This is a genomic window from Dolichospermum compactum NIES-806 (genome assembly GCF_002368115.1).
Taxonomy (GTDB): domain Bacteria; phylum Cyanobacteriota; class Cyanobacteriia; order Cyanobacteriales; family Nostocaceae; genus Dolichospermum; species Dolichospermum compactum.
Genome location: NZ_AP018316.1, coordinates 1,544,852 through 1,571,645, shown reverse-complemented (window position 1 = coordinate 1,571,645; position 26,794 = coordinate 1,544,852). Strand labels below are relative to the sequence as shown.

Annotated in this window: 26 protein-coding genes and 1 pseudogene; 8 read left to right on the top strand and 19 right to left on the bottom strand. The window is 40.3% G+C overall.

Going from position 1 to position 26,794, the window contains the following annotated elements:
- Positions 1-74: 74 nt before the first annotated feature.
- Positions 75-965 carry an alpha/beta fold hydrolase gene (locus CA730_RS07675; RefSeq protein ID WP_096665881.1) on the top strand — a complete coding sequence of 297 codons (891 nt, stop codon included), beginning with the start codon at positions 75-77 and terminating at the stop codon, positions 963-965.
- A gap of 78 nt (positions 966-1,043) precedes the next feature.
- Here the strand turns inward: CA730_RS07675 and tsaD are convergent, their stop codons facing one another.
- Complete coding sequence (gene tsaD, locus CA730_RS07670; protein ID WP_096671356.1) at positions 1,044-2,087, bottom strand: tRNA (adenosine(37)-N6)-threonylcarbamoyltransferase complex transferase subunit TsaD; 1,044 nt, start codon at positions 2,085-2,087, stop codon at positions 1,044-1,046.
- 251 nt (positions 2,088-2,338) lie between these two features.
- On the opposite strand from tsaD, the gene CA730_RS07665 reads away from it, so the two are divergent.
- The 3 genes from CA730_RS07665 to CA730_RS07655 all read left to right on the top strand — a co-directional run bounded on the left by CA730_RS07665 (position 2,339) and on the right by CA730_RS07655 (position 3,659).
- The gene (locus CA730_RS07665) at positions 2,339-2,833 is read left to right on the top strand and encodes a Photosystem I reaction center subunit III (protein ID WP_096665878.1); all 495 of its coding nucleotides are present in this window, start codon (positions 2,339-2,341) and stop codon (positions 2,831-2,833) included.
- 40 nt (positions 2,834-2,873) lie between these two features.
- Positions 2,874-3,020, top strand: coding sequence for a photosystem I reaction center subunit IX (gene psaJ, locus CA730_RS07660; protein WP_039203682.1), 147 nt, complete (start codon positions 2,874-2,876; stop codon positions 3,018-3,020).
- Positions 3,021-3,194: 174 nt separating this feature from the next.
- Entirely contained in the window at positions 3,195-3,659 is a 465-nt protein-coding gene (locus CA730_RS07655; RefSeq protein WP_039203683.1) for a photosystem I reaction center subunit XI, read from the top strand.
- A 103-nt stretch (positions 3,660-3,762) separates the two neighbouring features.
- On the opposite strand, the gene gmk is transcribed toward CA730_RS07655, so the two are convergent.
- The 7 genes and pseudogenes from gmk to hetZ all read right to left on the bottom strand — a co-directional run bounded on the left by gmk (position 3,763) and on the right by hetZ (position 8,001).
- Entirely contained in the window at positions 3,763-4,359 is a 597-nt protein-coding gene (gene gmk, locus CA730_RS07650) for a guanylate kinase (RefSeq protein ID WP_096665875.1), read from the bottom strand.
- Positions 4,360-4,629: 270 nt separating this feature from the next.
- Positions 4,630-4,896: an extracellular matrix/biofilm regulator RemA gene (gene remA / locus CA730_RS07645; RefSeq protein ID WP_015080662.1), complete on the bottom strand. Its 267-nt coding sequence runs from the start codon at positions 4,894-4,896 to the stop codon at positions 4,630-4,632.
- 237 nt (positions 4,897-5,133) lie between these two features.
- Positions 5,134-5,289: pseudogene (locus tag CA730_RS26420) on the bottom strand (DUF4129 domain-containing protein); the annotation flags it as partial.
- Complete coding sequence (locus CA730_RS24200) at positions 5,256-5,393, bottom strand: hypothetical protein (protein ID WP_157749929.1); 138 nt, start codon at positions 5,391-5,393, stop codon at positions 5,256-5,258. The gene CA730_RS24200 and the pseudogene CA730_RS26420, both read right to left, overlap by 34 nt.
- Positions 5,387-5,611, bottom strand: coding sequence for a hypothetical protein (locus CA730_RS07640; protein WP_231940025.1), 225 nt, complete (start codon positions 5,609-5,611; stop codon positions 5,387-5,389). Before CA730_RS07640 ends, CA730_RS24200 begins: the two co-directional genes overlap by 7 nt.
- Before the next feature lie 231 nt (positions 5,612-5,842).
- Positions 5,843-6,619 carry a PatU gene (locus CA730_RS07635; protein WP_330221287.1) on the bottom strand — a complete coding sequence of 259 codons (777 nt, stop codon included), beginning with the start codon at positions 6,617-6,619 and terminating at the stop codon, positions 5,843-5,845.
- Between the two features lie 194 nt (positions 6,620-6,813).
- On the bottom strand, positions 6,814-8,001 hold the full coding sequence (gene hetZ / locus CA730_RS07630) for a heterocyst differentiation protein HetZ (protein ID WP_096665869.1): 1,188 nt from the start codon (positions 7,999-8,001) through the stop codon (positions 6,814-6,816).
- 212 nt (positions 8,002-8,213) lie between these two features.
- Here hetZ and CA730_RS07625 point away from each other — a divergent pair, with 212 nt between their 5' ends.
- Entirely contained in the window at positions 8,214-8,687 is a 474-nt protein-coding gene (locus tag CA730_RS07625) for a hypothetical protein (protein WP_096665866.1), read from the top strand.
- 65 nt (positions 8,688-8,752) lie between these two features.
- On the opposite strand, the gene sds is transcribed toward CA730_RS07625, so the two are convergent.
- Complete coding sequence (sds, locus tag CA730_RS07620; RefSeq protein WP_096665863.1) at positions 8,753-9,724, bottom strand: solanesyl diphosphate synthase; 972 nt, start codon at positions 9,722-9,724, stop codon at positions 8,753-8,755.
- An 833-nt stretch (positions 9,725-10,557) separates the two neighbouring features.
- On the opposite strand from sds, the gene CA730_RS07615 reads away from it, so the two are divergent.
- On the top strand, positions 10,558-10,755 hold the full coding sequence (locus CA730_RS07615; protein WP_096671352.1) for a hypothetical protein: 198 nt from the start codon (positions 10,558-10,560) through the stop codon (positions 10,753-10,755).
- Between the two features lie 193 nt (positions 10,756-10,948).
- Here the strand turns inward: CA730_RS07615 and murI are convergent, their stop codons facing one another.
- The 4 genes from murI to CA730_RS07595 form a co-directional block, all read right to left on the bottom strand.
- Positions 10,949-11,794 (bottom strand): glutamate racemase, encoded by an 846-nt coding sequence (gene murI / locus CA730_RS07610; protein WP_096665860.1) that lies wholly within the window; start codon positions 11,792-11,794, stop codon positions 10,949-10,951.
- 90 nt (positions 11,795-11,884) lie between these two features.
- Complete coding sequence (locus CA730_RS07605) at positions 11,885-13,750, bottom strand: N-acetylmuramoyl-L-alanine amidase (RefSeq protein WP_096665857.1); 1,866 nt, start codon at positions 13,748-13,750, stop codon at positions 11,885-11,887.
- Positions 13,751-13,991: 241 nt separating this feature from the next.
- Positions 13,992-15,836 carry an N-acetylmuramoyl-L-alanine amidase gene (locus CA730_RS07600; protein WP_096665854.1) on the bottom strand — a complete coding sequence of 615 codons (1,845 nt, stop codon included), beginning with the start codon at positions 15,834-15,836 and terminating at the stop codon, positions 13,992-13,994.
- 572 nt (positions 15,837-16,408) lie between these two features.
- A complete protein-coding gene (locus CA730_RS07595) occupies positions 16,409-17,821 on the bottom strand; it encodes a cation:proton antiporter (protein ID WP_096665851.1) in 1,413 nt (470 codons plus the stop codon).
- Between the two features lie 321 nt (positions 17,822-18,142).
- On the opposite strand from CA730_RS07595, the gene CA730_RS07590 reads away from it, so the two are divergent.
- Complete coding sequence (locus CA730_RS07590; protein ID WP_096665847.1) at positions 18,143-18,535, top strand: DUF29 family protein; 393 nt, start codon at positions 18,143-18,145, stop codon at positions 18,533-18,535.
- A gap of 246 nt (positions 18,536-18,781) precedes the next feature.
- On the opposite strand, the gene CA730_RS07585 is transcribed toward CA730_RS07590, so the two are convergent.
- The 4 genes from CA730_RS07585 to CA730_RS07570 all read right to left on the bottom strand — a co-directional run bounded on the left by CA730_RS07585 (position 18,782) and on the right by CA730_RS07570 (position 23,751).
- Complete coding sequence (locus CA730_RS07585) at positions 18,782-20,374, bottom strand: 2-isopropylmalate synthase (protein WP_096665844.1); 1,593 nt, start codon at positions 20,372-20,374, stop codon at positions 18,782-18,784.
- A 207-nt stretch (positions 20,375-20,581) separates the two neighbouring features.
- On the bottom strand, positions 20,582-21,103 hold the full coding sequence (locus tag CA730_RS07580; RefSeq protein ID WP_027402274.1) for a LabA-like NYN domain-containing protein: 522 nt from the start codon (positions 21,101-21,103) through the stop codon (positions 20,582-20,584).
- Positions 21,104-21,746: 643 nt separating this feature from the next.
- On the bottom strand, positions 21,747-22,535 hold the full coding sequence (gene mreC / locus CA730_RS07575) for a rod shape-determining protein MreC (protein WP_096665841.1): 789 nt from the start codon (positions 22,533-22,535) through the stop codon (positions 21,747-21,749).
- Positions 22,536-22,743: 208 nt separating this feature from the next.
- On the bottom strand, positions 22,744-23,751 hold the full coding sequence (locus tag CA730_RS07570; protein WP_096665838.1) for a rod shape-determining protein: 1,008 nt from the start codon (positions 23,749-23,751) through the stop codon (positions 22,744-22,746).
- Positions 23,752-24,119: 368 nt separating this feature from the next.
- Here CA730_RS07570 and CA730_RS07565 point away from each other — a divergent pair, with 368 nt between their 5' ends.
- Positions 24,120-24,482, top strand: a complete 363-nt coding sequence (locus CA730_RS07565) for a single-stranded DNA-binding protein (RefSeq protein WP_096665835.1) — start codon at positions 24,120-24,122, stop codon at positions 24,480-24,482.
- A 66-nt stretch (positions 24,483-24,548) separates the two neighbouring features.
- On the opposite strand, the gene CA730_RS07560 is transcribed toward CA730_RS07565, so the two are convergent.
- Positions 24,549-25,289 carry an SIMPL domain-containing protein gene (locus tag CA730_RS07560; protein ID WP_407919799.1) on the bottom strand — a complete coding sequence of 247 codons (741 nt, stop codon included), beginning with the start codon at positions 25,287-25,289 and terminating at the stop codon, positions 24,549-24,551.
- 156 nt (positions 25,290-25,445) lie between these two features.
- On the bottom strand, positions 25,446-26,753 hold the full coding sequence (locus CA730_RS07555; protein WP_096665828.1) for an aminopeptidase P N-terminal domain-containing protein: 1,308 nt from the start codon (positions 26,751-26,753) through the stop codon (positions 25,446-25,448).
- Positions 26,754-26,794 lie beyond the last annotated feature (41 nt).

Sequence of the window (26,794 nt, the reverse complement as noted above, 5' to 3'; positions counted from 1 at the left end):
ATTTTTGGTTCTCTGTTCGTTTCGTATTGAGTTGTATTGAGTCGCACCCACTCTTAAGGGTACGATATTTAATTATGGCAACAATAGAAATCTTAGGTGTTCCACATACTTATGAGCTAACGGCTCCCACATCATGCCCCCATACTTTAGTATTTATCCACGGTTGGCTAAATAGTAGCGTATATTGGCAACCTGTAATTTCTCGTTTATCGGTAGATTTACAGTGTTTATCTTATGATTTACGAGGTTTTGGTGAATCACAGTCTCAGGTGACATCAGATATAGAACTGACTGCTACAGACTCCAGTATAGATAGTTTGTCTTTGGATTCTCTATACTCTCCATCTGCTTATGCTCAGGATTTGGCTGTGCTTCTCCAACACCTGAATATTTCTAGTGCTTGGTTAGTTGGTCATTCCTTGGGTGGTACTATTGCTCTATGGACGGCTGCTCAACTACCTGATTGTGTTCAAGGTGTGATTTGTATTAATGCCGGTGGTGGGATTTATCTGAAGGAAGCTTTTGAGCAATTTCGTGCCGCTGGACAAAAGTTTTTACAAGTCCGTCCCCGTTGGCTTTCACAAATGCCTTTGATTGATTTGTTGTTTACTAAAGCTAGTGTGTTGCGTCCATTAGACCGATATTGGGCGCGTCAACGACTGATTGATTTTATTGTTGCTGACCCTGAAGCTGCTTTGGGAACTCTTTTCGACTCTACTACGGAAGCAGAAATTAATTCTTTACCCCAGTTAGTATCCAAGTTAAAGCAGCCTGTGTATTTTTTAGCCGGTGCTGACGATAAGGTGATGGAACCTAAGTATGTCCGCCATTTAGCGAGTTTTCATTGGCTTTTTCAATATGTGGGCGATAATGTGATTGAAATTTCTGATTGTGGCCATTTGGCTATGTTAGAGCAACCAAAAGCTGTGGCTGAAAATATTCGGTCATTAGTCATTGATCATTAGTCATTTTCTTTTTCCTTCTTCTTTCTTCTTTCTTCTTTCTTCATCCTGACTCCTGACTCCTGACTCCTGACTTCCGAACTAATTTTCATACAACTGCATGACTTGGTTCAGTGAGAGCCGGGAATGGACTCCTAATGTGAGGGGGGATGTTCTACCAAGGGATAGGTGTTCGGCTGCGGCACAGCCAATCATGGCGGCGTTGTCGGTGCAAAATTTTAAGGGGGGGAATAGAACCCGGATGTTATGTTTACTGGCTGCTGTTTGTAAATGCTTTCTCAGTCCACTATTGGCTGCTACACCACCACCTACAGTAATGGTACTTAGTCCATAATTACGAGCGCAGGCGATCGCTCTTTTGGTCAGCGATCGCGCTATAGTATCCTGGAAACTGGCCACCACATCGGCAATTGGTACTTCCTTACCCTCCCTCTCCAACTGCTGCACTAAACGTAATACGGCTGTCTTTAAGCCGCTAAAACTACAATCATAAGGATGATAACCCCCACCCGGTAAAGAAATTTTGCCCTCCGGTAATCCAAAAGCCTGGGAATTACCAGTTTGTGCCAGTTTATCAATTATCGGTCCACCAGGATAACCCAATTTTAATAACCGTGCCACCTTATCAAAAGCCTCACCCGCCGCATCATCACGGGTTTCTCCCAAGGTTTCGTACATACCATAATCTTTCACATAAATCAAGCTTGTATGACCTCCAGAAACAAGTAAGCTAAGAAAAGGAGGATTTAAACTTAGCTCACTCAAGTAAGTCGCATAAATATGACCTTCCAGATGATGCACCCCTAAAAAAGGCAAATCATGGACAATTGCCAGAGTCTTCGCAGCCGTTAATCCTACCAGCAGCGCTCCTACCAGTCCAGGCGCACAGGTGGCAGCTATCCCATCAATCTGACTCCAATCTAAATGACTAGATTCTAAAGCCTGCTCTATTTCATAATTCAGCGTTTCTAAATGCTGACGTGAAGCCACCTCTGGCACTACGCCACCATATTGTTGATGAACAGAAATTTGTGAAGCAACAATACTGCTACACACTTCACGATTCTTAACAATTGCCACAGCAGTTTCATCACAACTGGTTTCAATAGCCAAAACGGTTGTCATAGAATGAGTAATTGGTAATTGGTAATGGGCAACATACATTCTCTCATATCTCCTCTGCCCCTGCCCCTGACCCTACTTTCTCCTCTTTTCCCTATCTTTTGATTGAGAAGCTTTAACTTTTATTGACTTCAACTTTACTCAGTCCCCAGCCAAGAGTATGATAACTTCCTAGTTATCTAAAATAAAGACTGTACAAGCCGCTTCGTTTTGTACAAGAAACTTCCCGTTTTGTAATAAAAGGAAACAACTCCATGAGACGATTGTTTGCTTTGCTTTTGGTGATGACTCTTTGGTTCAATTTTGCTCCTGAAGCTAAAGCGCTAGGCGCAAACCTTGTTCCTTGTAAAGACTCTCCCGCCTTTCAAGAGCTAGCACGAAATGCCCGTAACACCACCCCTGACCCCGAATCAGGTAAAAAGCGGTTTGAACGTTATTCTCAAGCGCTCTGTGGACCAGAAGGTTATCCCCACTTGATTGTAGATGGCCGTCTTGATCATGCTGGTGATTTTTTAATCCCTAGTATTCTCTTCCTCTACATTGCTGGTTGGATTGGTTGGGTAGGCCGTGCTTATCTCCAAGCAATCCAAAAAGAATCAAATGCGGAGCAAAAAGAAATCCAAATTGATTTGGGTATTGCTCTACCTATCATCACCTCCGGTTTTGCTTGGCCAGCAGCAGCAATCAAGGAATTGCTCTCCGGCGAATTAACAGCGAAGGATTCAGAAATTACCGTTTCACCACGTTAATTCATTTGTTTTCACTCACTCATTACTGGAGACTAAATTCATGGCTGAAAAAGGCGACGAAACCAACTACTTGCTGACATTTATCTCTACTGCTCCTGTTGCAGCTACAATCTGGCTGACAATCACAGCCGGGATTTTGATTGAATTTAACCGCTTCTTCCCTGACCTACTTTTCCACCCCCTATAGGTTGAAAACACGGTTAGGAAAAGCTAAGTAAATTAGCTTTTTCTTCTGGATTGTTTAGCAATAAACAATCTTAAATAATGTATGAAACTCGTAATCTCACCTATGATTTATGGGTTTCATGCCTTGAAAAAGAACAACAGTAATTCAAGGAATTCAAGGAATCGAAAAATAGTTATGGCAATAGCAGCAGGACGTGATCCACAAAAAGGCGACCTAGAAACCCCTATCAATTCCGCTCCTTTGGTGAAGTGGTTTATTAGCAATTTACCAGCTTATCGCCCCGGTCTAAATCCTTTTAGACGTGGGCTGGAAGTTGGTATGGCTCATGGCTATTTGTTATTTGGACCTTTTGATAAATTAGGTCCCTTACGTAATGCCCCTAATGCTAACTTAGCTGGTTTACTGGGCAGCATTGGTTTGGTTGTAATTTTAACCGCTTGCCTATCTTTATACGCTAACAGCAATCCTGATAAAGCACTTGCTAGTGTTGCTGTACCTAATCCTCCAGTTGATGCTTTCAACTCTAAGGAAAGCTGGAATAATTTCGCCAGTGCTTTCTTGATTGGTGGTATCGGTGGCGCAGTAGTCGCGTTCTTCTTGACAGGTAATTCTGGATTAATCCAAGGTTTATTGGGTTAATTTGATGATTGGTAATGGGTAATAGTTGCTAATTTGGGCTATTACCCATTCAGGGAATAGGGAACAGGGAATAGGGAGAATTTGTTTCCCAATTACCAGATACTTATTCAAAAATCGCCTTCTCTATTTCCTTTACAGCTTGCTCAAAATCATCATTGATAATTTTTACATCAAATTCGTTAGCAGCGGCAATTTCCTCTTCAGCACGTTGCAAACGACGAGAAATATCCTTTTCCGCATCTTGTCCACGCCCGCGTATCCGCTTTTCTAATTCTGCAAATGAAGGTGGTAAAATGAAAATACTGAGAGTGCTAGGAAAAGTGTGACGAATTTGTCTTGCTCCTGCTAACTCAATTTCTAGCACCACCAACTGACCAGCTTGAACATGATTAAGCACAGCCGCCCGGAGCGTACCATAACAGTTACCAGCAAATTCTGCCCATTCTAAAAATTCGCCTTGAGTAACTAACTTTTCAAACTGACCCCGACTAATAAAGTTATAGTTTTTACCATTGATTTCTCCCGGACGAGGAGAACGAGTCGTTGCAGATACTGAATAATGCAATTCTGGATAACGCCGGAGAATTTCATTCATTAATGTACCTTTGCCGACTCCACTCGGGCCGGTTAAAACAATTAGTTTGCCCAGAGGCGGACATTCTTTCGTATTTGCACCATTATGGGTAGGTAAAACTTGCATTATCCGTGAGAAGAGTGAATTAATAAATACAAATGATTCCTTAGTCTTGTGTTAGCGACTAAAATAACTAATACCATTTTGAATTTGGGATTTGAGATGGTTAAATACCTATGGTATAAGCTTTTGCAGCAGTATTTCTCATCCTCACTCTTCAAAATAGCATCAAGACTAAAGAATTTGTAGCACTGGTGACAGAAATCCAGTCTAATTCACATGGTACAGCCGATATGGTACAAATAGAATTGGGTTGATAATTAATTATGCCAATGATTAATTATCTACAACATGATGATCACGAGAAATCACAAACCGATTGGCTACTGTTTCTGGCTGAATCGCCGAGAGAATAACATGACTAGAATCAGTAATAATCACTGCCCTAGTCCGTCTTCCATAGGTAGCATCAACTAATTGACCTCTATCCCTAGCATCGGTAATAATCCGTTTAATGGGAGCAGATTCTGGACTAACTATGGCAACGACTCTGTTGGCAGAGACGATATTACCAAAACCGATATTGATTAATTGAATTTCCATAAAAAAAATTTCAGCTAAACGAAAAATGAAAAGCTCGTAGTAAACTTATTTCCATGTTATCGCTAAAGAATGGGAGTTACAACGATTTAAACCACGTTAGCCTGAGTTTTTTCATAATTAATGCTTTTTTTAGCTGTTTTATCCACAAAATCTCCTAAAAATATTCCTTACGATATATGCAAAATTATATCCATACAAGCTAGTACCGCAGGGCGGAAGTTAAAACGAATACAGTATATGGTATTGGTATGAAACCTGGGCATATTCTAGAGGTGTTTGACTAGGATGCTTACTTAAACCTTTCTGAGAATTCCATTGCAACATTTGTTGGTACAGTCTTTCCATAGGCGGTAATTTCTTTAACCAACGCAAGTTAAGCCACTTCCGCCATTGGTAACTTGATCATTACGGGAAATCTTCCAACCTTTGCCTGTGTAATTGTCAAAGGACAGGACGCGCCAAAAACCTTCAGCTTGCGATCGCACCCGCATCACCACCAGGTTCCAGCCATAGTCAGTGGAACAGTCCACAGACTAAATTGAGTTTCACCAGCAATATCCGTAGCCACAATCCCCAAAATGACCAGTACCATCACTAGCACTCGCAAAGGAATCGAATCTTCCACTTCTTTGACTGGCGATTTTCCTCTAGTTGGTTGCCACTGATTACCTAACGGTAAACGCCAAAACCGATTGATCCTAGACAAATTAAACATTTTCAAATAAGCAAAGCTATGATGTAGACGCTGCGGATACTATACTAGGTAGAAAACTATCATCTTGTTTTCAACTTCCCCCCTATCCTAGCTTCAGACTCCCTGAGAGTACAAGTATCCCGCTCATAGCTAAGGTAATTAGATACGCCCTTAATAATTGATCTTGTTGATGATTATGATACATTCGTTGCCATTTTCTCCCATCTAACTCCTAGATATGGCAATATTACCTTAGATTTTCACCTGAATAGCCAACAATAAAGGCTGTTGATCTAATCCAGGGAACTCCACTGCCAAAGTATAAATTGGCTGATTTCTATCAATTTGTAACTCTATAACTGGTATTTCTGAAGTCTCAGATTTCACAAATTCTTGAGTATCATTACCCCGGAGTTGTAAAATCCCCGGCGTAGGTAATTCACCCTGAACCGTCAACTTCATGAACTTACCTAAATCCCGTAATTCTACTCGAATACTCAAAGTCCCCACCGTAGTGAGCCATTGTCTTTCTACCAGTGGCTGAGTAAATGAAATTGGCAAAGTTAAATTTTCCAACAACTGCTTGGCTGCCATTAAAGACAAAGCCATTTGTTGCCGTGGTAATAAATCAAAATAATCGCTCTCAACATCAGCCGTAGCCGTCAAAGTATCAGCAGAACGATAAGAGCTTCTCAGGACTAACCCAGCCAAATCATTAATAGCTTGAGCATCCGTAGGAAACATACTTTCTACCACCTGAACTAACTTAGCTCCCAGAGGTAAAGAAGATGTCAATAACACCTGACATTTCTCCAGCAATTGCCAAAAAACTTTTTCAGGCAAAGGAATAGGCAAATTAAGCTTAGATTGGTGGACAGTCCACCCCCAAACAGGAACTAAACCCAGAGATTGTTCTTCTACACAGTCGGGATACTCCATTGATTGTGTTTCCCAGGGGAACAACGGCGGATTTTTTTCTACTTGGTCTTGTAAACGACGCTTAAGAATAGCTTGAAAACGTTCTTGCACAGTAGGAATTTCTCCCAATTGAAAGGTTTGGGGCTTTTCTTATCAATTTGAGTTCACCAATAATTTGGCTACTATCTGGAGATAAATATCTACCCCGTCAATTTCCTCACATTATAACAAGCTATACCCGTAAGTGTTGAAGTTATAATTTTTCAATACCCAAGCAAGTTGATCATTTTGTGAAGATTCACAAGTCACCATTCATGGGTAGATGCACTAGATCCGGACACTAAAGAATTCCGAATTTCCCAAGCTTGTTCTAAAATCTTAAACCAACGTTTTTGTAATTGTGCCATTGACAAGCCTAATGTCTTCGATATTTGCTCATCAGGTTTTCCTTGCTGCTTCAAATCTAAGATAGACTTTTGTTTCTCATCTAGTTGTGCTAAGTAAGTTTCCCATTGAATTGGAGTTAAACCCAAATTAGTTGGCAAAGAAACTTCCAACCACTCATGAACCAATTCCCAACGATGTAAAAGAGCAAACCGAATTAAATGATATTTAAACCGTTGCTGTAAGTAATCACGCTGCCGAGATGTTAAACCTAAAATTGACTCAATCTCTGGTGCTGATAAATCTTGAAGACGCAAAGCAAAGTAATCAGCACAGTCAGATTGTTCTTTTTCTTCTAAATAATCTATTAATTCAGTAATCACAACCGAGCGCAGGGTATCTTCTTCTGGTTCGGGCTGCATAGCCATAGCCGAGCGCAATTGATGGATAGCTGGCTCTTCCCAAGAACCGTCAAACTCACCACTACCACCCTCTGATGCCTGTTCTATATCTACACTTGTTTCTAAAGGCTGTTGTTTGGAAAAGGTTTGCGCCCGCAAAATAATTAGCTGTTGCTGCCTTCCAGGGAGTGGAATCCGACGTTTACCATATCGTTCGGTAAATGCCATGTATTCTCCCAATTCCAACAGAGTCTGGGGGCGATAGGTCGGACCTAATTGGTTCTCCCTTCTAAAAGCATTTAAAGCCTCCAGATAAAAACTCTGGAGAAAATCTTCAATGATAGTCAATCGCCCTTGATAGCTTAATTGCTTGTGAGGGGGATTAATATAACGATAAACAATAGCACTCAGTGTGCTGTGTAATTCTACCCTTCCACGACTTGAACCTAACTGATAGTATCGAATACACTGTTGTAACCGATGTTTAGCTAGGCTCATGGCTGAACTTTCTACAGACCCGGAAGTTTGAATGCGTTTACTTTCATTGCAAATCCGCAGAACTTCGTTAGTAATTCTCACCGACACATCGTGACAATTTTGCTCCGAAGCCTTAGTTGACTGTTGAAGTTCCCTAAATAGGAATTGAAAGATGACCTCCACGCTGATAGAAATTTTCCCCTGATTAGTTGCGATTGCTGTTGAATTCATAGTCCCAGTTCTCAAAAAGACCCTAACATACTTTGGACACGACTTGTTAGACTTTGGATAATAGTTTCATGGTTGTTGTATACAAGTCAAACGCAAACCAATTTACAGTGAGGATATGTGGCATAAGCCGATTGAACTTGTGAATCCCAATTTGGTGGAATATTTTCTTGCTCATGTTTTAGCCATTATCCAAAAGTCATTTACAACTCATGATGGATTTAGAAGCACAAATTCAATTGCTGATAGACAATGCACCCCAGGATGGCGTGACACCACAGATTATGGTATCAATCGCCCCTGTATTAATCGCCATTGCCCAAAAGTTAAACCACTACCAATACTTTATTCTCCAAAATTCTGAGCAAGATTGGGTTCTAACTACATTGAGCAATCGCGCAAATCCAGGAATAGAAAAGCAAGTTATTTACGCTTTCCCTACCATACAAGATGTTTCCCTAATCTCAGATGCTGGGCGTGACCCTCACTTGCTGCCAACCCTCATGGATGTTACTCAAATTTTATTCCAATTGGTAGCCCTGAAACCATTACACAGCATAGTTTTTATGGAAACATCAGGAAATTTAACCAATACTGTAGAGGTACGGCGTTCTGAGCTAGAAAAGCTTATCCAGCAACAATTACAGCAACTTACAACCCAAAAAAAAGTTCCTCCTAATATTGCCTAACTAAATTTGGGATTTAGGAAATTTAATGTCCACAATCCCAAATCTTAAATCGCCTTAACTTTTTTTTAGTAGAGCCGACTTAGTACATAGTCGGTCAAATTCATCAGCGCTTCACGTGATGCTGATGGTTCTAAAACACCGATAGACTCGGTGGCTAACTTAGCATGGTGAGCAGCTAATTCTCTAGCTCTTTGGATACCTCGACTATCATGGATTAGTGCCAGTGCTTGCTCTAAATCCCCTGCCTGGGAAAACTCTCGTTCAATCAGGACTTCTAAGTAGGGTTTTTCTTCTAAAGCAAATAAAACTGGTGCTGTCAGGTTGCCACTTTTGAGGTCAGAACCCGCTGGTTTACCCAGGGTGTCTGTTGAACTGGTGAAATCAAGAATATCATCTACTATTTGAAAGGAAAGACCTAAATTGCGACCATAGCTGTACAAGTGTTCGGCAGTTTCTAGGGATGTTTCACTAATCAATCCAGCAGCCTTAGAACTGTTAGCAATTAATGAGGCTGTTTTGTAATAGCTTTTTTGCAGGTAGGTTTCCGTAGAAAGACTAGCATCAAAGCGATTTAGCCCTTGTTGGATTTCTCCAGCGGCTAAGTCCATAATTACTTCAGAAAGCAGTTTAACAACATCCAAATTATTTAGATTTGCTAAATACCAAGACGATTGTGCAAAGAGAAAATCCCCTGCAAGCACAGCAATGCGATTACCAAACAAACTATGTACAGTCGGTACACCGCGACGAACATTTGATTCATCTACTACATCATCATGGACTAGACTGGCTGTGTGAATCATTTCTGTAATTTCTGCCAGTCGTCGGTGACGCGGGGTAATATCTTCTTCGAGCATGGTTGCCCGCGATATAAGTAGCACTATTGCAGGTCTGATTCGCTTCCCCCCAGCACCGAATAAGTGTTCGGCTGCGGCATAGAGAATGGGGTGGCGATTTCCAACTAGCTGTTTAAGGTTATCTGCTAGTATTTGCAGGTCTGCTTCCACAGGGGTAAACAGGGAGGTGGCTGGGGTCATGGATGGGCGGACTCTGACTTAGGTTACGAAAGTTTACATATTCTTTAATTTTAAGATAACCCAGTGTCAGCGCAAAGTTTTCCTTCAGCAATATGATTTTTAATATCTATTGCGTTATTCACACATTAGATTATGAATGTGTTACAATAGTAGGCTGTCTTAAATTTAAATTGTTTTTGCTAAAGTTAATTAATAAATTGCGTAGTAACGAGAACTTTGATGTCAATAAAATAACACGCATTGACGGCAATTTCAAGTTGGCGGTGAGCAAGAAAAAATTTTTAAATTTAGTCCAGAAATTAGCTTCAAATTCAGGTTGGCTGTGTTAGGCTAATACCTAGAGATGTTAAATTTTTCAGATTATTCACTTCCAAAGTAAAACCATCATTTGATGATTTTACGTAATAGCGTTGTGAGTCTAAAATAACTCGTCGCCAAAGCGAAAATAGGAATAATTCCTAAATTCTAGGCAATGACCGTGCCTATTTGATCTGAATTGTGCCTTTCCAGTTATGGAACTAACTCAATGCATTCAACGCACGTTGGGTATTAGCGTACATTTATTTAAATTGGTGTGAGGTCAATAACACAGGCTGGGTAGACTGCTGATGAGCGCGGTTTAAGTTTGCTGTCGAGTAAATTTGCTGCTGTCGGATGTATAGCCTGGGAAAGTTGATATTAAAGAAAATAGATTGATTGACCAGAGAAAATTAGTTTTCGACTGGAATGTTTTGTATAGCTAACTACATTTATCAAGGGTGTGCTTGATTAATTGAGTTCTGCTGGTTTTGTATGCAATTTTATATTCCCTAGTAATTAAAGATGGTGGAACAATGATTTACAGAAATATGCCTATGATGATATTTATTTTAGCTGCTGGCTATTTGTTTAGTGTATATTTGTTATTAGCTTTAGCAAAGCGAGCAAGCAGAAAGAATATTTCTCAAAGCGGCTCTGATTCTGTTCAGAATAAATATAAGCAGCAACGAGAATTAACTACAAATGTAACTCAGGCTGTCAATAGTCAATGAAAGCAACTTGTAGGGAGCAGTACCGCAAGGCGGAAGTCAAAAGTCAAAAGTCAAAACGAAGACAGTATAGGCTTTTTGGTGATTTAGAATGGTTGGTTTGTTTACGCCGTGTTGTAGTAGGGGAAAGAGGAGATAAATACCTTTGCTGCTGACTAGTTTTTGGGCGCAGGCCCTGCGCCCCTACTTCTGGACTTTAAGAGAGGACAGTATCAGCAAAACATACTTGTTCTACCATTGGGGTATAGCCCAACCATTGTAAGCTAGATTGGGTAAATTGCTGGGAACAACCGCTGACAGCGAAGCGTGTAGGCATTGGTGGATGAATATTCCTAATCCCTAGTATATCTAATTCTTGAGAGCAAGCGGCGGCGACATGAACTGCTGGGTCAATGAGCTTGACTTGCTGGGGAAGGAGCGATCGCAAGATGGGCGACAAAAGGGGATAATGGGTACAACCATAAACTAAAGTATCTATTTCTTTCTGAATCAAAGGTTCTAGATAAGTTTTGGCTATTTCTATAGTATAAGGATCGTGGATGCGATTTTGTTCAATGAGTGGGACAAATTCTGGGCAACTGACTTGCCAGACTTGGACATTAGATTGAATTTCTAAAATAGCTTGACGATAGGCATTGCTTTGAGCCGTAGCTGGAGTAGCAATCACACCAATCCGTTGTCCTTGTTGGACTGCTGCCTTTGCACCAGGTAGAATCACCCCTAAAATGGGGAAATTAAATTCTTGACGGACTATATCTAATGCCAGAGCCGAACTGGTGTTACAGGCCATAATTGCCATTTTCACCCGTTGCTGCTGCATCCAATGGAGGATTTCTCGGACGAATTGGAGTATTTCTGTTTGGGAACGAATACCATAGGGAAGACGGGCTGTATCCCCTACATAAATAATGGATTCATTAGGAAGTTGTTGATAGATTTGTCGCAGTACAGTTAGTCCGCCAACTCCACTGTCAAATACCCCAATCGGAGCGCGTTGAGGTTCTTGGGGGGAAAAAGTATCAAAAATAGAAGATGAATACACAGCAAATATTAATTTGGATTGTGGTTAGTAGTCAGTGGTCAGTAGTCAAGAAAAAACAAAGAACAACTGACAAAAAATAACTGACGATAATTATCTTTGTTTTAAATAATTCAGAATACCACTAGCTATGCCCTCAGCCATACGACTTTGATATTCAGGTGATCCTAAGCGAGGATTATCTTCCCGACCGGTCATGTAGCCTGTTTCTACTAAAATAGCAGGCATAGTATTTTTTCTCAGCACATAAAATCTAGCTTTACGAGTGCCTCGATTCTTGAGGGTACTAATATTTTGGAGAATGGCTTGTCGGACAGTATCCGCTAAAGTATAGCCGCTGTCGTAATAATAAACTTCTAAACCATTGACATCAGGTCTATTATTCACAGCATTAGCATGAATACTGACAAATAAAGTTGCATTAACACGCTTGGCTATATCCACCCTTCCTTGCAGTTCCACAAAAAAGTCAGCATCTCGCGTGAGGACAACTTGGATACCATTTTGTTCTAAAATTGTTGCCAGTTTGGTACTAATGGGTAGAACAACATCCTTTTCTAGCAAACCACCTAGCCCAGGAGCGCCAGAATCTTTACCGCCATGTCCAGGATCAATAACTACTAAAACTTTGCTATTAGGAACTGGTAGACGAGGCTGAGGTCTTGTTTGCGGAGGTGGTGTACTAGAACCTGGAGGATCTTGTGATCCAGGAAATCCAGGTGGTGTAATTGGAGGACGTTGAGTACGGAGATTAGTTTGTAATTGTAGTGCTAATAATTGGGATGTAATTTGATTCAATGCGCCAAAGCTAACGCCAGATGCAGGTTGAACAAGAATAATTACAGTATTGTCAGATTGGGGTTGGAGACGAACTCTCAGAATCGGGCTATTGTTAGTAAAATCCGGACCCTTGACCTGATTAGCTAATTTAGCATTGGGAATAGTAATACGAAATAGACCTGAGCTTCTATCCCAGCCGTTGGTGGCTGATATGGCTTGGTCGGCTCTAATTAGTAATTGTGTGCCATTGCCACTGAGTTCTACAGATTGAATAATTGCGGGGGAATCACTCAGTGATGGTGCGGACAATTGGTTATTTTCAGGTAATTTGGCGAAAGGATCTGGAATGACGACAAAACCACTGTTACCACTAGCTAATGCTTGCCAATTGCGACTGGTGTTATCTAATTGTAAGGTCATGCGAACAGCCGATGGACTGCTGGATATTTGGCTAAATTGGACACGACGGACTCCATAGCGATTAATCAATAGATCCCGTTGTCCCATATTTGGTGATAGGGCTGCGCCAATGATATCAATATTGACAGAGCGATTATCTTGAGTGCGATTGATTTGCAGTTGAGGATTGCCACCAGTGGTGCTAATGAAAAATCCATCACCTGTAACTCGCAATTTATCAATTTGGACGACCCCTGGGGTGGTTTCTCGATTAGATGGGGTAATTCGGTTGGTGGTAACTACGTTGTAAATACTTCTGGGGTCTAGTGTTGGTTCAGATGATTTATCGGATGTTGGGGGTAATGATGGTTCTCCAGTTTGCCCAGAAGCAACCTCCGGTTGTGGTAATTCTACTATCCAACGTTTGCCATTGGTGGGAACAAATTTAACTTGCTTAGGGTTGAAGGTGTAACCAGGGGCTAGTTCGATCACTAAGCGTGTTGTTTGGTCATCAAATTGACCGACGCGAATGGTGCGAATTTTGCTGCCAATTTGTTGGGTTACGGACGGACGACCAAGTTCTGTTCCTGGTAAGTCAATTACTAAGCGTGTGGGGTTAAAAATGAGTTGGGCTTGGGGTTGGACAGGGCTAGATGTGTTAATTTCTAAGTGGTTTTGATTAGTATCAAACCGCCAAGATTCTAATTTCGCGGCAAAAGCGGGCGAAGATAGGATGAAGACAGTTCCAAAAGTGCTAGGTATTAACCAATGTAGTTTCACAATCCTTTCTCCTGATTCCTATTGATGGGATTTGTCAATATCTCGACTTATGGGGTAATCTTCAGACCATCACCGCTGCAAATTTAACTTTGTGCAAGTAAAAGATTTTGGTGTTGGTAGTAAGACACGGCTAATGGCGTAAGATTGTAGCATACAGTCGGTTTAGTATTACCATTTGGTCAACAAGTTCATTTTTCTAGTATTGGTAATGAATCAGATAACAGGTGATATAAATTACTATTTATCTAGATTTTAAATACTGAAGTATGCCTTGGGCGATCGCATCGGCCATTTGATTTTGATAAGCTGAAGTTCTCAGTTTGGCAGCATCGTCTCTACCAGTTAAGAAACCGGTTTCTACTAAAATTGAGGGCATAGAAGTTTTGCGAAGAACATAAAATCTAGCTTTCCGCACTTTCCTATCTCTGACATTAAGACTTTGCAGAATTTTACTGTGGACAATTTGAGCGAGTGTTAAACCACTATCGTAATGATAAGTCTCTAAGCCACTAACTTCTGGACGACTCTCACCGGCTGAATTAGCGTGGATACTGACAAACACATCAGCATTGGCCCGTTGTGCCATTGTCACTCGTCCTGGTAGAGTTACAAAATAGTCAGAGTCTCGCGTCATAATTACTTGGATACCGTTTCGTTCCAAAACTTCTGCAATCCTTTTCCCAATTGGTAAAATAACATTTTTTTCCTGGACTCCACCGATACCAATTGCCCCTGAGTCTTTACCACCATGTCCGGGGTCAATTATAACTACTATTTTGCCTTTACGAACGGAGCGCCTTTGGTTAATTCGTGGTTGTCTGGGTTTGAGGTCAGGTAGTTGTTGTCTGGGTGGTAATAGGGGAGGTAAATTCATGGGTGGTCTAATCTGACGATATCGTTGCAGTTTTAGACCCAGAAGTTTATCTCCTACCTGATTGGGTACACCTAGTGTTACACCTGATGCAGGTTGAACCAAGATAACTACAGTATTTGGCGGTTGTGGTTGCAGACGGAGTTTGATGATAGGACTATTAGCATCAAAGGTAGGGCCTTTGACTTCGTTGGCTAATTTGGCATTGGGAATGGTAATACGGAAAAAACCAGAACTTTTATCCCAACCTGTGGTAGCGGATATAACTTGGTCGGCTTTAATTAATAATTGTGTGCCGTTGTCAGTAAGTTCTATAGATTCTATTGTCGCAATTGAGCCGTTATTGTTTCTGGTCGGGGGAAAATTCTCATTTTCAGGTGTATTGATAATTCCCCTGTTGGGAAGGATGATTAAACCGCTGCTACTGGAGGTGACTCGCCAGTCAGGACTATTTGCGGCGATTTTTAGGGTCATGCGGACAGATGTTGGTGTTATTTGTGATTGGGTAAATTCAATATTGTCCACACCGTGTTTATTAACTGCCAAATTTCCTTGTGTTAGGTTGGGTGATAAAGTTGCACTAAGAATGTCAATAAATACTGTGTCTTTATCCCGGCTTCTTATGATTCTAGTTTGAGGATTACCACCATTAGTGCGGATAAAAAAGCCATCCCCAGTAATTTGCAAACTTTCAAGTTGAGTTATGCCTCTATTGTTGCGGGCAATTTTAGTAATTGGTGAGAACTCAGGTTTCGGCGGGGAGTCTATGCCGACTAGATTGTAATTATTAGTATTATTAGTATTAGTATTAGTTGAGTTGGTATTAAGTTCTAATTTTGGTAATTTTACTGTCCAGCGATTGGCACTTTTACCGACAAATTTTACTTGTTGAGGATCTAGGGTGTAACCAGGATTTATTTCTAAAACTATTCGTGTCGTTTGTTCATCAAATTGACCAATGCGAATTTCCCGAATGCCTCCGCCTATTTGTTGAGTTAATTGGGAACGTCCAAATTTAACACCTGGTAAATCAATTACTAAGCGAGTGGGATTAAAAATTACTTGTGCTTGTGGTTTGACAGCACCATTTGTGTTAATTTCTAAGATATTTTGATTACGATCAAATCGCCAAGATTCTAATTTTGCGGCTAAAGTTGGCGATGATAGCATGAGTACAGTACCAAAAGTAGTAGGTATTAACCATTGTAGTTTCACGGTTTTTTCTCCTTAGCTGAATTAATAATTAATCATGAATATAGATACATACAAAAAACACCCACCACTGTCAATTTCTGACATAGATTGGCGGGTTGTTCTCCATGATTACTAAAAAAATCCTCAAGCTGTAAAAACTGTTCTGAAAAAAAATAGGAATACAAAACATTATCAAGGCTAATAGAATGGGAAACAAGGAAAGTTTTTAAGCATTCAGCTATCAGTGGTCAGCAGTCAGCTAAAACTGGATTTTAGTGGTTTTGAAGTAGGGAGACTGACATCAGTAATTAATATTAGAATGCTTATCAATTCAATTCTTGCTGATGACTGATTGCTGATGGCTGAATGCTTACGTTATAAAACCAAAAAAACCAAAAGTAAATTTAATTAAAGGTAGAAATAATAAGTAAGCATTTTAAAATTAGAGGGTTTCAAGATTACAGAAGACGGAGATTGGATGAGAGAAGTTTCTTCCAACCTCCTTGTATAGTAAATGTAGAAACCACAGACAAGAAAATTTTCAACTATTTTCTGTGAGGTTCACAAAAGAATTTGTGATGACATTCAAATTACTAATCGTCTTTTGTGGTGATGAGAGATTGTGGTGTTTCTACTGCTAATGTTGTGCCAGAGTTGTTGTCTAAATTTGTGGCGGTATTTGATTCTGGAAATACAAATCTCAACAGGGGAGGAGCGATGAATGTGGTAATAATAACCATCATAATAATTGCTGCTCCTAATGGCTTGGAAAGAACACCACTAGCTGCACCGACACCAGCAAATACTAAGCCGACTTCACCTCTGGGAATCATCCCCACACCAATAGCCAAGCGGTTAATTCCCGGTTGACCAAATACTGTTAAGCCTGTCACTACTTTACCGATGATGGCAACTGTAATCAGGAAAGTTGCCATGATTAAGGCTTCTTGATTGGTGGGAATGGCTGGATTTAAGACTCCTAAATCAGTTTTTGCACCAACTGCGACGAAGAAGACGGGAACTAACATATCAGCTATGGGGATAACTTGCTTTTGGAGTTCTTTGCGTTTGTCGGTTTCTTCGAGAACTAAACCGGCGGCAAAAGCACCAAGAATTGCCTCTAAATGGATGATGGAGGCTAGGTAAGCCATCATGAAGGCAAAAATGAAAGCAGGGATGACTAGTTCCCCTCTAGTCTTCAGTTTATCGGCGATCGCCACAAATGATTTATTAAAGACATTACCAAAAACTATCGCCCCAATTAGAAAAGCGCTCGCACTAACGATGAGATAAATAACGTTACCCACGTCTACTGCACCATCTTTGGCTAAACTGGCAACTACCGCCAGGACAATAATTCCCAAAACATCATCAATAACCGCTGCACCAAGAATAATTTGTCCTTCTTTGGAGTTCAACTTTCCCAATTCGGAAAGCACTTTGGACGTAATTCCAATACTGGTTGCTGTCAAAGCCGCACCGGCGAAAATCGCGGGAATAGCACTAATCCCAAATATGGTCATTAATCCCACTGTCCCCGCTGCAAAGGGGACTACTACCCCCACAGTAGCCACAACGACGGCTTGAACACCAACAGCCATGAGGTCTTTGAGGTTAGACTCTAAACCAATTTCAAACAGAAGGATGATTACACCCAATTCTGATAAAACTGAAACCACCTCAGACTGCGCTGCAAACACCGCTGGTGTGGCTTCTGGGGTTAACCCAGCCGTGAGTTGCAAGAAGGACATGATTAAGGAATTAGAAGCGTCTGTACCACCTTCTGGAAATACTAACAGATGGAGTACAGAGACACCGATAACTACACCACCGAGAAGTTCACCTAAAACTGATGGTAACCCCACTTTGTTACATAATTCTCCCCCAACTTTACTGGCAAAGTAAATTACGACTAAGCTTAATAGCACAGCGGCTAATACCATAGAACTGTCTGCGGTTTCTGTGGCTGTGGCTAATATGGGAACGGTTGCACTGATAAGCTGCATTGGTTATCTGAATAACAATTTCTTTATTTTTACCTTTTTTTGGCAGAAATTTATAATTAACTAATGTAGGGGTTTTTCTTTTAGATAGTCTTAAGCTTAGAATTTAGAGGGTACTAGCAAAGAAGATCAGCTAAAACAGAAATATAGGACTCCTATTTGATTTTTGATAGCTTGCGTGGCGTAGCCATACAAGACTCAGTAGGTATCAATTCTGTCTTTCCTGTTCCCAGTTAAGAGTTCTCTGTTCCCTGACCACACAAGTAAATTCACAGAATCAAACCGGATTCCTATAAATGATTCATATACAGCGAAAAATCTAATATGGAAGAACTCTTAGAAATTAGACAACTCCTAGAACAAGGAAAAATCAATGAAGCTTTACTATTAGTGGATGAATTAGAAGAAATGAGCCTCAGTGATAAAATCAATAAAATTGATAGTTATGGCGTAATTCTACTGATTCATCTAATCAAACAAAAAGCCGAAAAACGTTCTACCCGTTATTGGGAAATTTCCATAGAAAATGCAGTGCGGGAAATCAATAAAATTAACAAGCGCCGCAAATCTGGTGGTGCTTACTTGAATCAAAGAGAATTAATGGAAATTCTCCAACAAGGATATCAAGTAGCACTAAAAAGAGCGGCGCTAGAAGCTTATGAGGGACGTTATGAAACAAAAGAATTAGCAGCTATATTGACATACTCACCGACCTGAAGGTGCGGTGATTCTTGACACTTCACCAGAACACGCCACAAGTGGTCTTATCGTCCCTCCATGTCCGTTTAAAGTCTCCCAATGCCCTATGGCGACTATAACCATATTTTAGCATAAAGCCGTCCTGGAAGGACGGGGCTTCTGTCCCGTCTTTTTGGTCAATGAACAAGAAGTTTTATCTCAGTCGCTGGAATCAATTCAACAGTAGAGACGTTCCCTGGGTAGGGATTCTCGTCTCTATACCTGCTATGCTGTGACTTTTTCATTCACTTCTTGCTGTAAAGATGAAAACAATCTATTTAGTGCATTTATATAAGCCTGAGCAGATGCCACAATAATATCTGTATTGGCTGCATGACCTGAAAATACAAGGGATTCATGGCGTAGGCGAATTGTTACTTCTCCTAAAGCGTCAATTCCTCCGGTGACAGATTGCACAGAAAACTCAATCAACTCATTCGGTACATTCACTACCCTATTGATGGCTTTGTACACCGCATCTACTGGACCTGTCCCAATGGCTGCATCAGTTAATTCTTCTCCGTTGGGAGTGCGGAGTGTTACTGTAGCGGTGGGTTGAGTATTACTACCACAGGAAACCTGTACCAACTCTACCCGGAATAACTCTGGTGCTTGTTGGATTTCGTCATTGACAATCGCTTCCAAATCCCAATCAGAGATTTCTTTCTTTTTGTCTGCTACGTCTTTGAATTTGACGAAGGCTTTATTCAATTCTGTTTCTGATAGTTCAAAACCCAATTCTTTCAAGCGGGTACGAAAAGCATTTCTGCCAGAATGTTTACCCAATACTATTTGATTGTCTGATAAACCAATCAATTGGGCATCCATAATCTCATAGGTGAGTTTGTTTTTCAATACCCCATCTTGGTGAATTCCAGACTCATGAGCAAAGGCATTTGCACCGACAATGGCTTTATTTGGTTGCACCAACATTCCGGTTAAATTGGAAACCAAACGGGAGGTTTTATAGAGTTGTTTGGTGTCAATATTCGTGAGTGATGCTTCAGAATTTTCAGCGCGTCCCAAGAAGGGATTAAAATATTGTCTGCGGACGTGCAAGGCCATGACTAATTCTTCTAAGGCGGCATTGCCGGCTCTTTCACCAATGCCATTGATGGTACATTCTAGTTGCCGAGCGCCGTTTTTGACAGCTTCCAAAAAGTTAGCAACTGCTAAACCTAAATCATTGTGTCCGTGAACGGAAATAATGGCTTTGTCAATGTTGGGGACATTTTCAGTAATGCCTCTAATGATTGCGCCAAATTCGCTGGGTGTGGTGTATCCTACGGTATCAGGAATATTAACAGTTGTTGCTCCGGCTGCGATCGCCCTTTCCAAAACTTCATACAAAAATTCTGGATCAGAACGTCCCGCATCTTCAGGAGAAAATTCGACATCATCGGTGAAGCTTTTAGCATAGGCTACCATTTCTTCAGCGATCGCCACCACTTCTGGTCTAGTCTTTTTCAACTTATATTGCAGGTGAATATCAGAGGTAGCAATAAAAGTATGAATTCTCCCTTTAGCAGCAGGTTTGATAGCCTCCGCAGCCGCCTTAATATCATCATGTCTGGCTCTAGCCAAACTACAAATTACCGGACCATTTTCTGTCCCCACAGTTTGGGCAATTTTGCTCACTGCTTCAAAATCCCCAGGACTAGCAAAAGCAAAACCAGCCTCAATAATATCTACTCCTAAACGTGCTAGTTGTTTAGCAATAACTAGCTTTTCGTCTATGTTGAGAGTTGCTCCAGGACACTGTTCTCCATCACGCAATGTGGTGTCAAAGATGATAATTCTATCGGTTTGGTTGCTCATTAGCTTAACCTCTGTTAGTTTTGAGAGTGGGCTGAATAAAAGAATATCAAGGAATTAGAATTAATCAAATTTGGTTTGATTTGTCAGTCCTAGAGAATTTATCATCATCACCGACTTCTAATTCCTAAATTCTTGCTTAATAAAGTAATTGAAACTGTGAAATGATAGTTTTTAACTTTGAGATTTGTAAATAAATACTAAGCTGAGTTAACCGTCAGTTTTTTCTATTCTATCTCTAATATCATTCAAATCTATATATCTATCAGTAGCATTACGTAATTCCCTGGCTATCATGCCCTCAGTGGATACTACTGTAATATGAGTATTCTTAGATCGTAATAATTCGATAGCCCTTTCAAAATCACCATCTCCGCTAAATAATACAACTCTGTCATATTGATCTACTGTATTAAACATATCAACGACAATTTCAATATCTAAATTCGCTTTTTGAGAGTAACGACCCGAAGCATCATCATAATACTCTTTGAGAATTTTCGTGCGGACTGTATATCCCAAGCTGATGAGTGCATCTCGAAAACCTCGTTGGTCTTGAGGGTCTTTTAATCCAGTGTACCAGAAAGCATTGATTAATGTAGTGTCTGACTGTTCGTATTTGAAATATTCTAAAACGCGCCGGGGGTCAAAAAACCAACCATTTTTCTGTTGAGCATAGAACATATTGTTTCCGTCTACAAAAATAGACAGACGATTCATTGGAGAACCCATAAAAATTTACACCTAATAATAGATAAGAATGTTAGAGGGAAGAATAGATTATAGCAATTATCAAGTGGTAATTTCGCTAATATCTTTGAGGTACATAATTATGTATAGCCATTATCTTACCTCTTTTAAAGCCAAAATTTGGACAAAATATCCAAGTAGAGAACCGAATTATTTAACTGGTTTCACCTCTGAGAGTTGTAAATATGTTGTCTGATCAAAATTTAGCAATAAAATTGACCTAGTAACAGGATTCTGAACTAGATAATATCCAATTTTACTCCTAAAGAGGTACGGTATAGGATTTTGGGTAGTTATATCTTCATCAATAGATTCTTTGCTCAACTGTAGGGATAATTTCAGAGGATTATCAATACTTCAAGAGAAGACCATTGAGGATACGCATCTAGGATACCCTAAATAAACCCCTATTACTGCAGGGCGTTCGTCAAAAGTCAAAAGTCAAAACGAGGATAGTATAGGCTGTTTATTGATTTAGAATGGTTGGGTTATTTACGCCGTGTTGTCCTAGTATTTGACTAATACTCTAGGATACCAGTTTGAATAAGTGAATGATTCTGAATATAAATTTTTATTACAACCAACCTAATCTGCTATGACAGGGGTAGGTTAGGTTACATATTCATCATTTGATCACATTCGGAGTTTCTAAATCTTGTTTGTCTTGTTGAGGATAAACAGTTACCCAATCTAAGTACCGAATTGGGGGGAATAACTCTACTTTGGCTATTGAGGCTGGGAGTTTCTTTAAATCCAAGGATTTAATTTTCCCTATGGCTAAACCAGCCGGGAACTTCTGACTATAAGTAGAAGTAGATACTAAGTCGCCTATTTTAACATTAGGAACTTTTTCATAAAACTCTAATACCCCTTCAGCGGAAGCATCACCTTGTAAAACTCCTTTAGCTGATGTGCGGCTTATAGTTACGCCTACTTGACTCTTTAAATCACTTACTAACAAGACACTGCTAGTATTAGTTGTTACACTATCTACTAAACCGACCAATCCACCGTCGGCTTTAACAATAGAACCTTCTTGAATGCCTGATGCAGTCCCCCGATTCAAAATCACCTGTTGCCACCAATGATCTGCACTGCGTCCTACCACCCTGGCAATAATTGGCTTTTGTGGCGAGGTTTGTTTCTCTACATAGCCCAGTAAATTTTTTAATTTCTGATTTTGGCTTTCTAACTCAACAATGCGAGTTTGTAATTCTAAAAATCTTGCATCTTTAATATTTTGTTCAGGAATTGCTCCTGACTGTAGCATCTGTAATGGACTAGTTATTCCTTGGTAAATTTCCCGTAACAATGCCCCTTTTGTCTCTCTAAGTGTCCAAGCACTACCTACAACTAAGGCTAATAATCCTATCTGTAATCCTTTGTATTCCCACCAGCGTTTTAAAGTAAACATAATAACCTGTTATATATTTTATAAATTATTTAGGAGTCAGGAGTCAGAAGGAAGAAGCAGTAAAACTGGCTTGCTGTCTGGCTTTGAATTTAGATCCTGCACTTCATTAAATTTTGAACTCAAATCTCATGTAGTTTTACTGAAAATAATGGATTCTATAGTTATGAATAAATACAGAACCCATATATTCCTAACTTACTAATTACTATTACATATTGCGAGAACGTCCGCTGAATACTCTCTCCAATTGTTTGAAGTTTTCTAATACGCGACCTGTTCCCAGAACTACACAGCTTAAAGGATCAGCGGCTATGTGGGTAACAAGACCTGTCTCATGACTAATCAATGTATCTAACCCTTTTAGCAATGCACCACCCCCTGCTAACATGATCCCACGATCAATAATGTCTGCTGCCAGTTCGGGCGGTGTCCGTTCCAGTGTTCGCCTAACTGCTTCGATAATTACCGCTAGAGGCTCTACCATACTTTCCCGAATTTCCGGGCCTTTGATGGTGACAGTTCTGGGTAAACCAGACAGTAAATGCAAGCCTCGAACTTCCATTACACTATCATTATCGTCTGCGGTCGGATAGGCAGAACCTATTTTAATCTTAATATCTTCTGCCGTGCGTTCACCAATTACCAGGTTATGAATTTTCTTCATATACTGAGTAATAGCTTCAGTTAATTCATCTCCAGCAATACGTACTGATTCGCTGATTACTGTTCCTTGAAGACTTAATACCGCTACTTCTGTTGTCCCCCCACCGATGTCAATAATCATATTACCAGTAGGTTCTGCCACTGGCAGTCCTGCACCAATTGCTGCTGCAACTGGCTCATCAATCAAATATACTTCTCTAGCACCAGCTTGGGTGGCTGCATCCATAACAGCCCGTCTTTCTACTCCAGTGACACCACTGGGGATGCCAATGACAATGCGGGGCAACATTAGGGATCTCCCTTCATTTACCCGTTGAATAAAGCTTTTTAGCATCAATTCAGCGGTATCAAAGTCAGCGATCACACCGTCACGCAGGGGACGCAGGGCAACGACGTTCCCCGGTGTGCGTCCGAGCATTTTTTTAGCCTCTTCCCCCACTGCCAGTGCCACTTTCAGATTTTGATCAATGGCAACGACGGAAGGTTCTTGCAGGACAATCCCTTTACCAGATACGTAAACTAGGGTGTTGGCTGTACCGAGGTCGATACCCATATCCCAGGATGGACGAAAATTAAAATTGAAAAGACCCACGCTTCTCCATGCCCCTATTTACACTACTTTTGACTACAAAGATAAGAGTTAATATTGATAGATGCCATGATATTTGGTTGCCTGACTCCAGTAAACTAGAGTATTTTTCTATCTAGCTTTTGTCAATCTTGAGTTTATTGTCATGAATCTTAAGTTCTATCTTCTCAAGGTCACTCAGTATAACCGTATAATTTTTTTTAACTGTCAAGTATTTTTTGAATTTTGGCGGGAGTTAACTGTTGTGATTCTAACATATTTTTAATCATTTCACAATTAGTTATTATAGAATTCGGAATAATACAATACAAAAATACTAGGAAATAAAAACCATGAGCATTAATGTTGTCACTCTTGTTGGTCGTGTCGGCGGCGACCCAGACATGAAATATTTTGAGTCGGGCAAAGTTTTATGTCAATTGACACTAGCTGTAAATAGAAGATCGCGTAACAATGATAAACCAGACTGGTTTAATCTAGAACTTTGGGGAAAAACTGCGGAAGTTGCTGGTAATTATGTCCGTAAAGGTGGTTTGATTGGAGTTAAAGGTTCTTTGCGATTTGATACTTGGAGCGATCGCCAAACTGGTGTTAATCGTTCAAAACCAGTCATTTTAGTAGACCAGCTAGATTTATTAGGTTCTAAGCGTGATAGTGAAGGTGGGATGTCTGATATGTCCCCAGATAATTTCTAATTTGTTGTCAGTGGTCAGTGGTCATTGGTAACAACTGACAACTGACCACTGACCAATGACCAATGACTAATAGCTAATTTGCAATGTTACTGATGCCTGTACTTCTTGTTCACCGGCAACTACAGGAGTAGAAGCAGCTGTGATATTGGCTTTAGCAGCTTCAGCCAGGTACAGCATGGGTGGTGGCGGTGGGGTTGCACCATTAATTTGAATACTAATAATGTCTTTTTCTTCTAACTTTAAGGTGCTAAGAACTGTTTCCGCTTGTTCTTGAGCATCCTGGATAGCTTTTTTTAGGGCTTGTTTTTGGGCGCTGGCGATCGCTTCATCACTAGCGATAAAACTTACACCATTAATTTGTGTCGCTCCAGCTTTCACCGCATCATCCAACAAAGTTCCGGCTTTATCTGTAGGAATGCGGAAGCTCACTGTATTACTAGCAGTATAACCAGTAATGCGTTGAACATTATTACTGTAGCTATAAACTGGGTTGAGGCGAATTCCTGTAGTTGTCAATTTTTCCACATTGCGTTTTTTTAGCAATGCTACCACAGCCGATGATCTGCGAGCCGCTTCTTTTTGAGCATCTTCAGCGGATTTTCCTTGAACTTCTACACCCAAATTAATTTGGGATAAGGTTGTCGAAATTGTTTCTACTCCCTTGCCAGTTACAGTTAAAGTTCGCCATAATTTTTCTTGTGCTGATGCAGGTAAAATAAAAATCGCGCTGAGAAATATACTCAAAGATAATACTTTCCCAAAATTCCGGGACGGAAACCGATAATTAGATAAAACAGTGATAGTGATAGACATTTTCCTTAACACTCCTCTAACAACCTATCAATTTTGGGGTAACTGTTATTAACAGCCACCAAAACATTTTCACACCGAAGGTGTAATTTGCATATTTATAGTTTCACACTGCTTAAATTTTGGAATATTTTTTTATTTGCAAGTCTCCTACTATTTTTCTAAATCCTTGATTTCCTTGGGAACTCCCGCTGTTAAAACCTCATTTCCTTCTGCGGTAACTAATACGTCATCTTCAATCCGAATCCCAATTCCTACCCAACGGGGGTCAATTTCCGGTTGGTCTTCCGCGGGTTTTGTGTCGGGGACTATATAAAGTCCTGGTTCTATGGTTAGCACTTGACCAGGTTGTAAGGTTTGGGGATTTTCTCCATGTTGATAAACTCCCACATCATGGACATCTAAACCTAACCAATGACTGGTGCGGTGCATATAAAAGGGTTTATATTTTTCCTCTGCGATTAATTTATCAATTTCTCCCTTGAGTAAACCCAGTTCGACTAATCCTTCTGTCAATATCCGCACGGCTGCATTATGAGGTGCGTGGAAGGAATTACCCGGTTTTACTTCTGCTATTGCCTGTTTTTGTGCTGCTAATACTATTTCATATAATGCTTTTTGTTCTGGTGTGAACTTACCATTAATAGGAAATGTGCGGGTAATATCAGAATTGTAATAACTATAAGCGCAACCAGCATCAATCAAGAGTAAATCATTTTCTTGCATTTGACATTTGTTTTCGATGTAATGCAGTACGCAAGCATTCTTACCTGATGCGACTATGGAAGGATAAGCTGGACCCATGCCACCCCGTAAACGGAAAATATGTTCTATTTCGGCTTGGATTTCATATTCATAACGTCCTGGTGCGGTGGTTTGTAAAGCATAATTATGAGCTTCTACGGCAATTTCTACAGCTTGACGCATTAAGTCTAATTCTATCTTGCTTTTATATAGCCTCATATTGTTGAGGACAGTACTAGGATCAGTAATGGATGTAGGTCCTGTACCGCGTTTGGGATAGGTTCGCAGTAAACTTTGATAATGTTTAAGAATTTTGTCGTTAAAATTGCGATCGCGTCCTAAATGATAATAAATACAATTGGCTTTTTCTAAATATTGGGGTAACTTCTCATCTAACTCCGCAATGGGATAAGCTACGTCTGCACCATAAAACTCTTTCGCTGCATCTATTCCACAACGATAACCACTCCAAACTTCCTTTTCCCGATCTTTGGGTTGCACAAATAATATAAACCGATGTTCTGGATGATGGGGTGCTAAGACTGCGACTGCTTGAGCTTCATTAAAGCCAGTTAAGTAAAAGAAATCACTATCTTGACGATAAATATACTCAACATCGTTGTGCATGACTGCTGTTGGCGCACTTCTGAAAATCGCTGTACCGCTGCCTATTTTCGCCATTAACTGCTCACGACGTTGCCGATATTCTGTTTGCATAGTTGATTTATTGATAGTGTTGTTTTTGGCTTTAACAATTA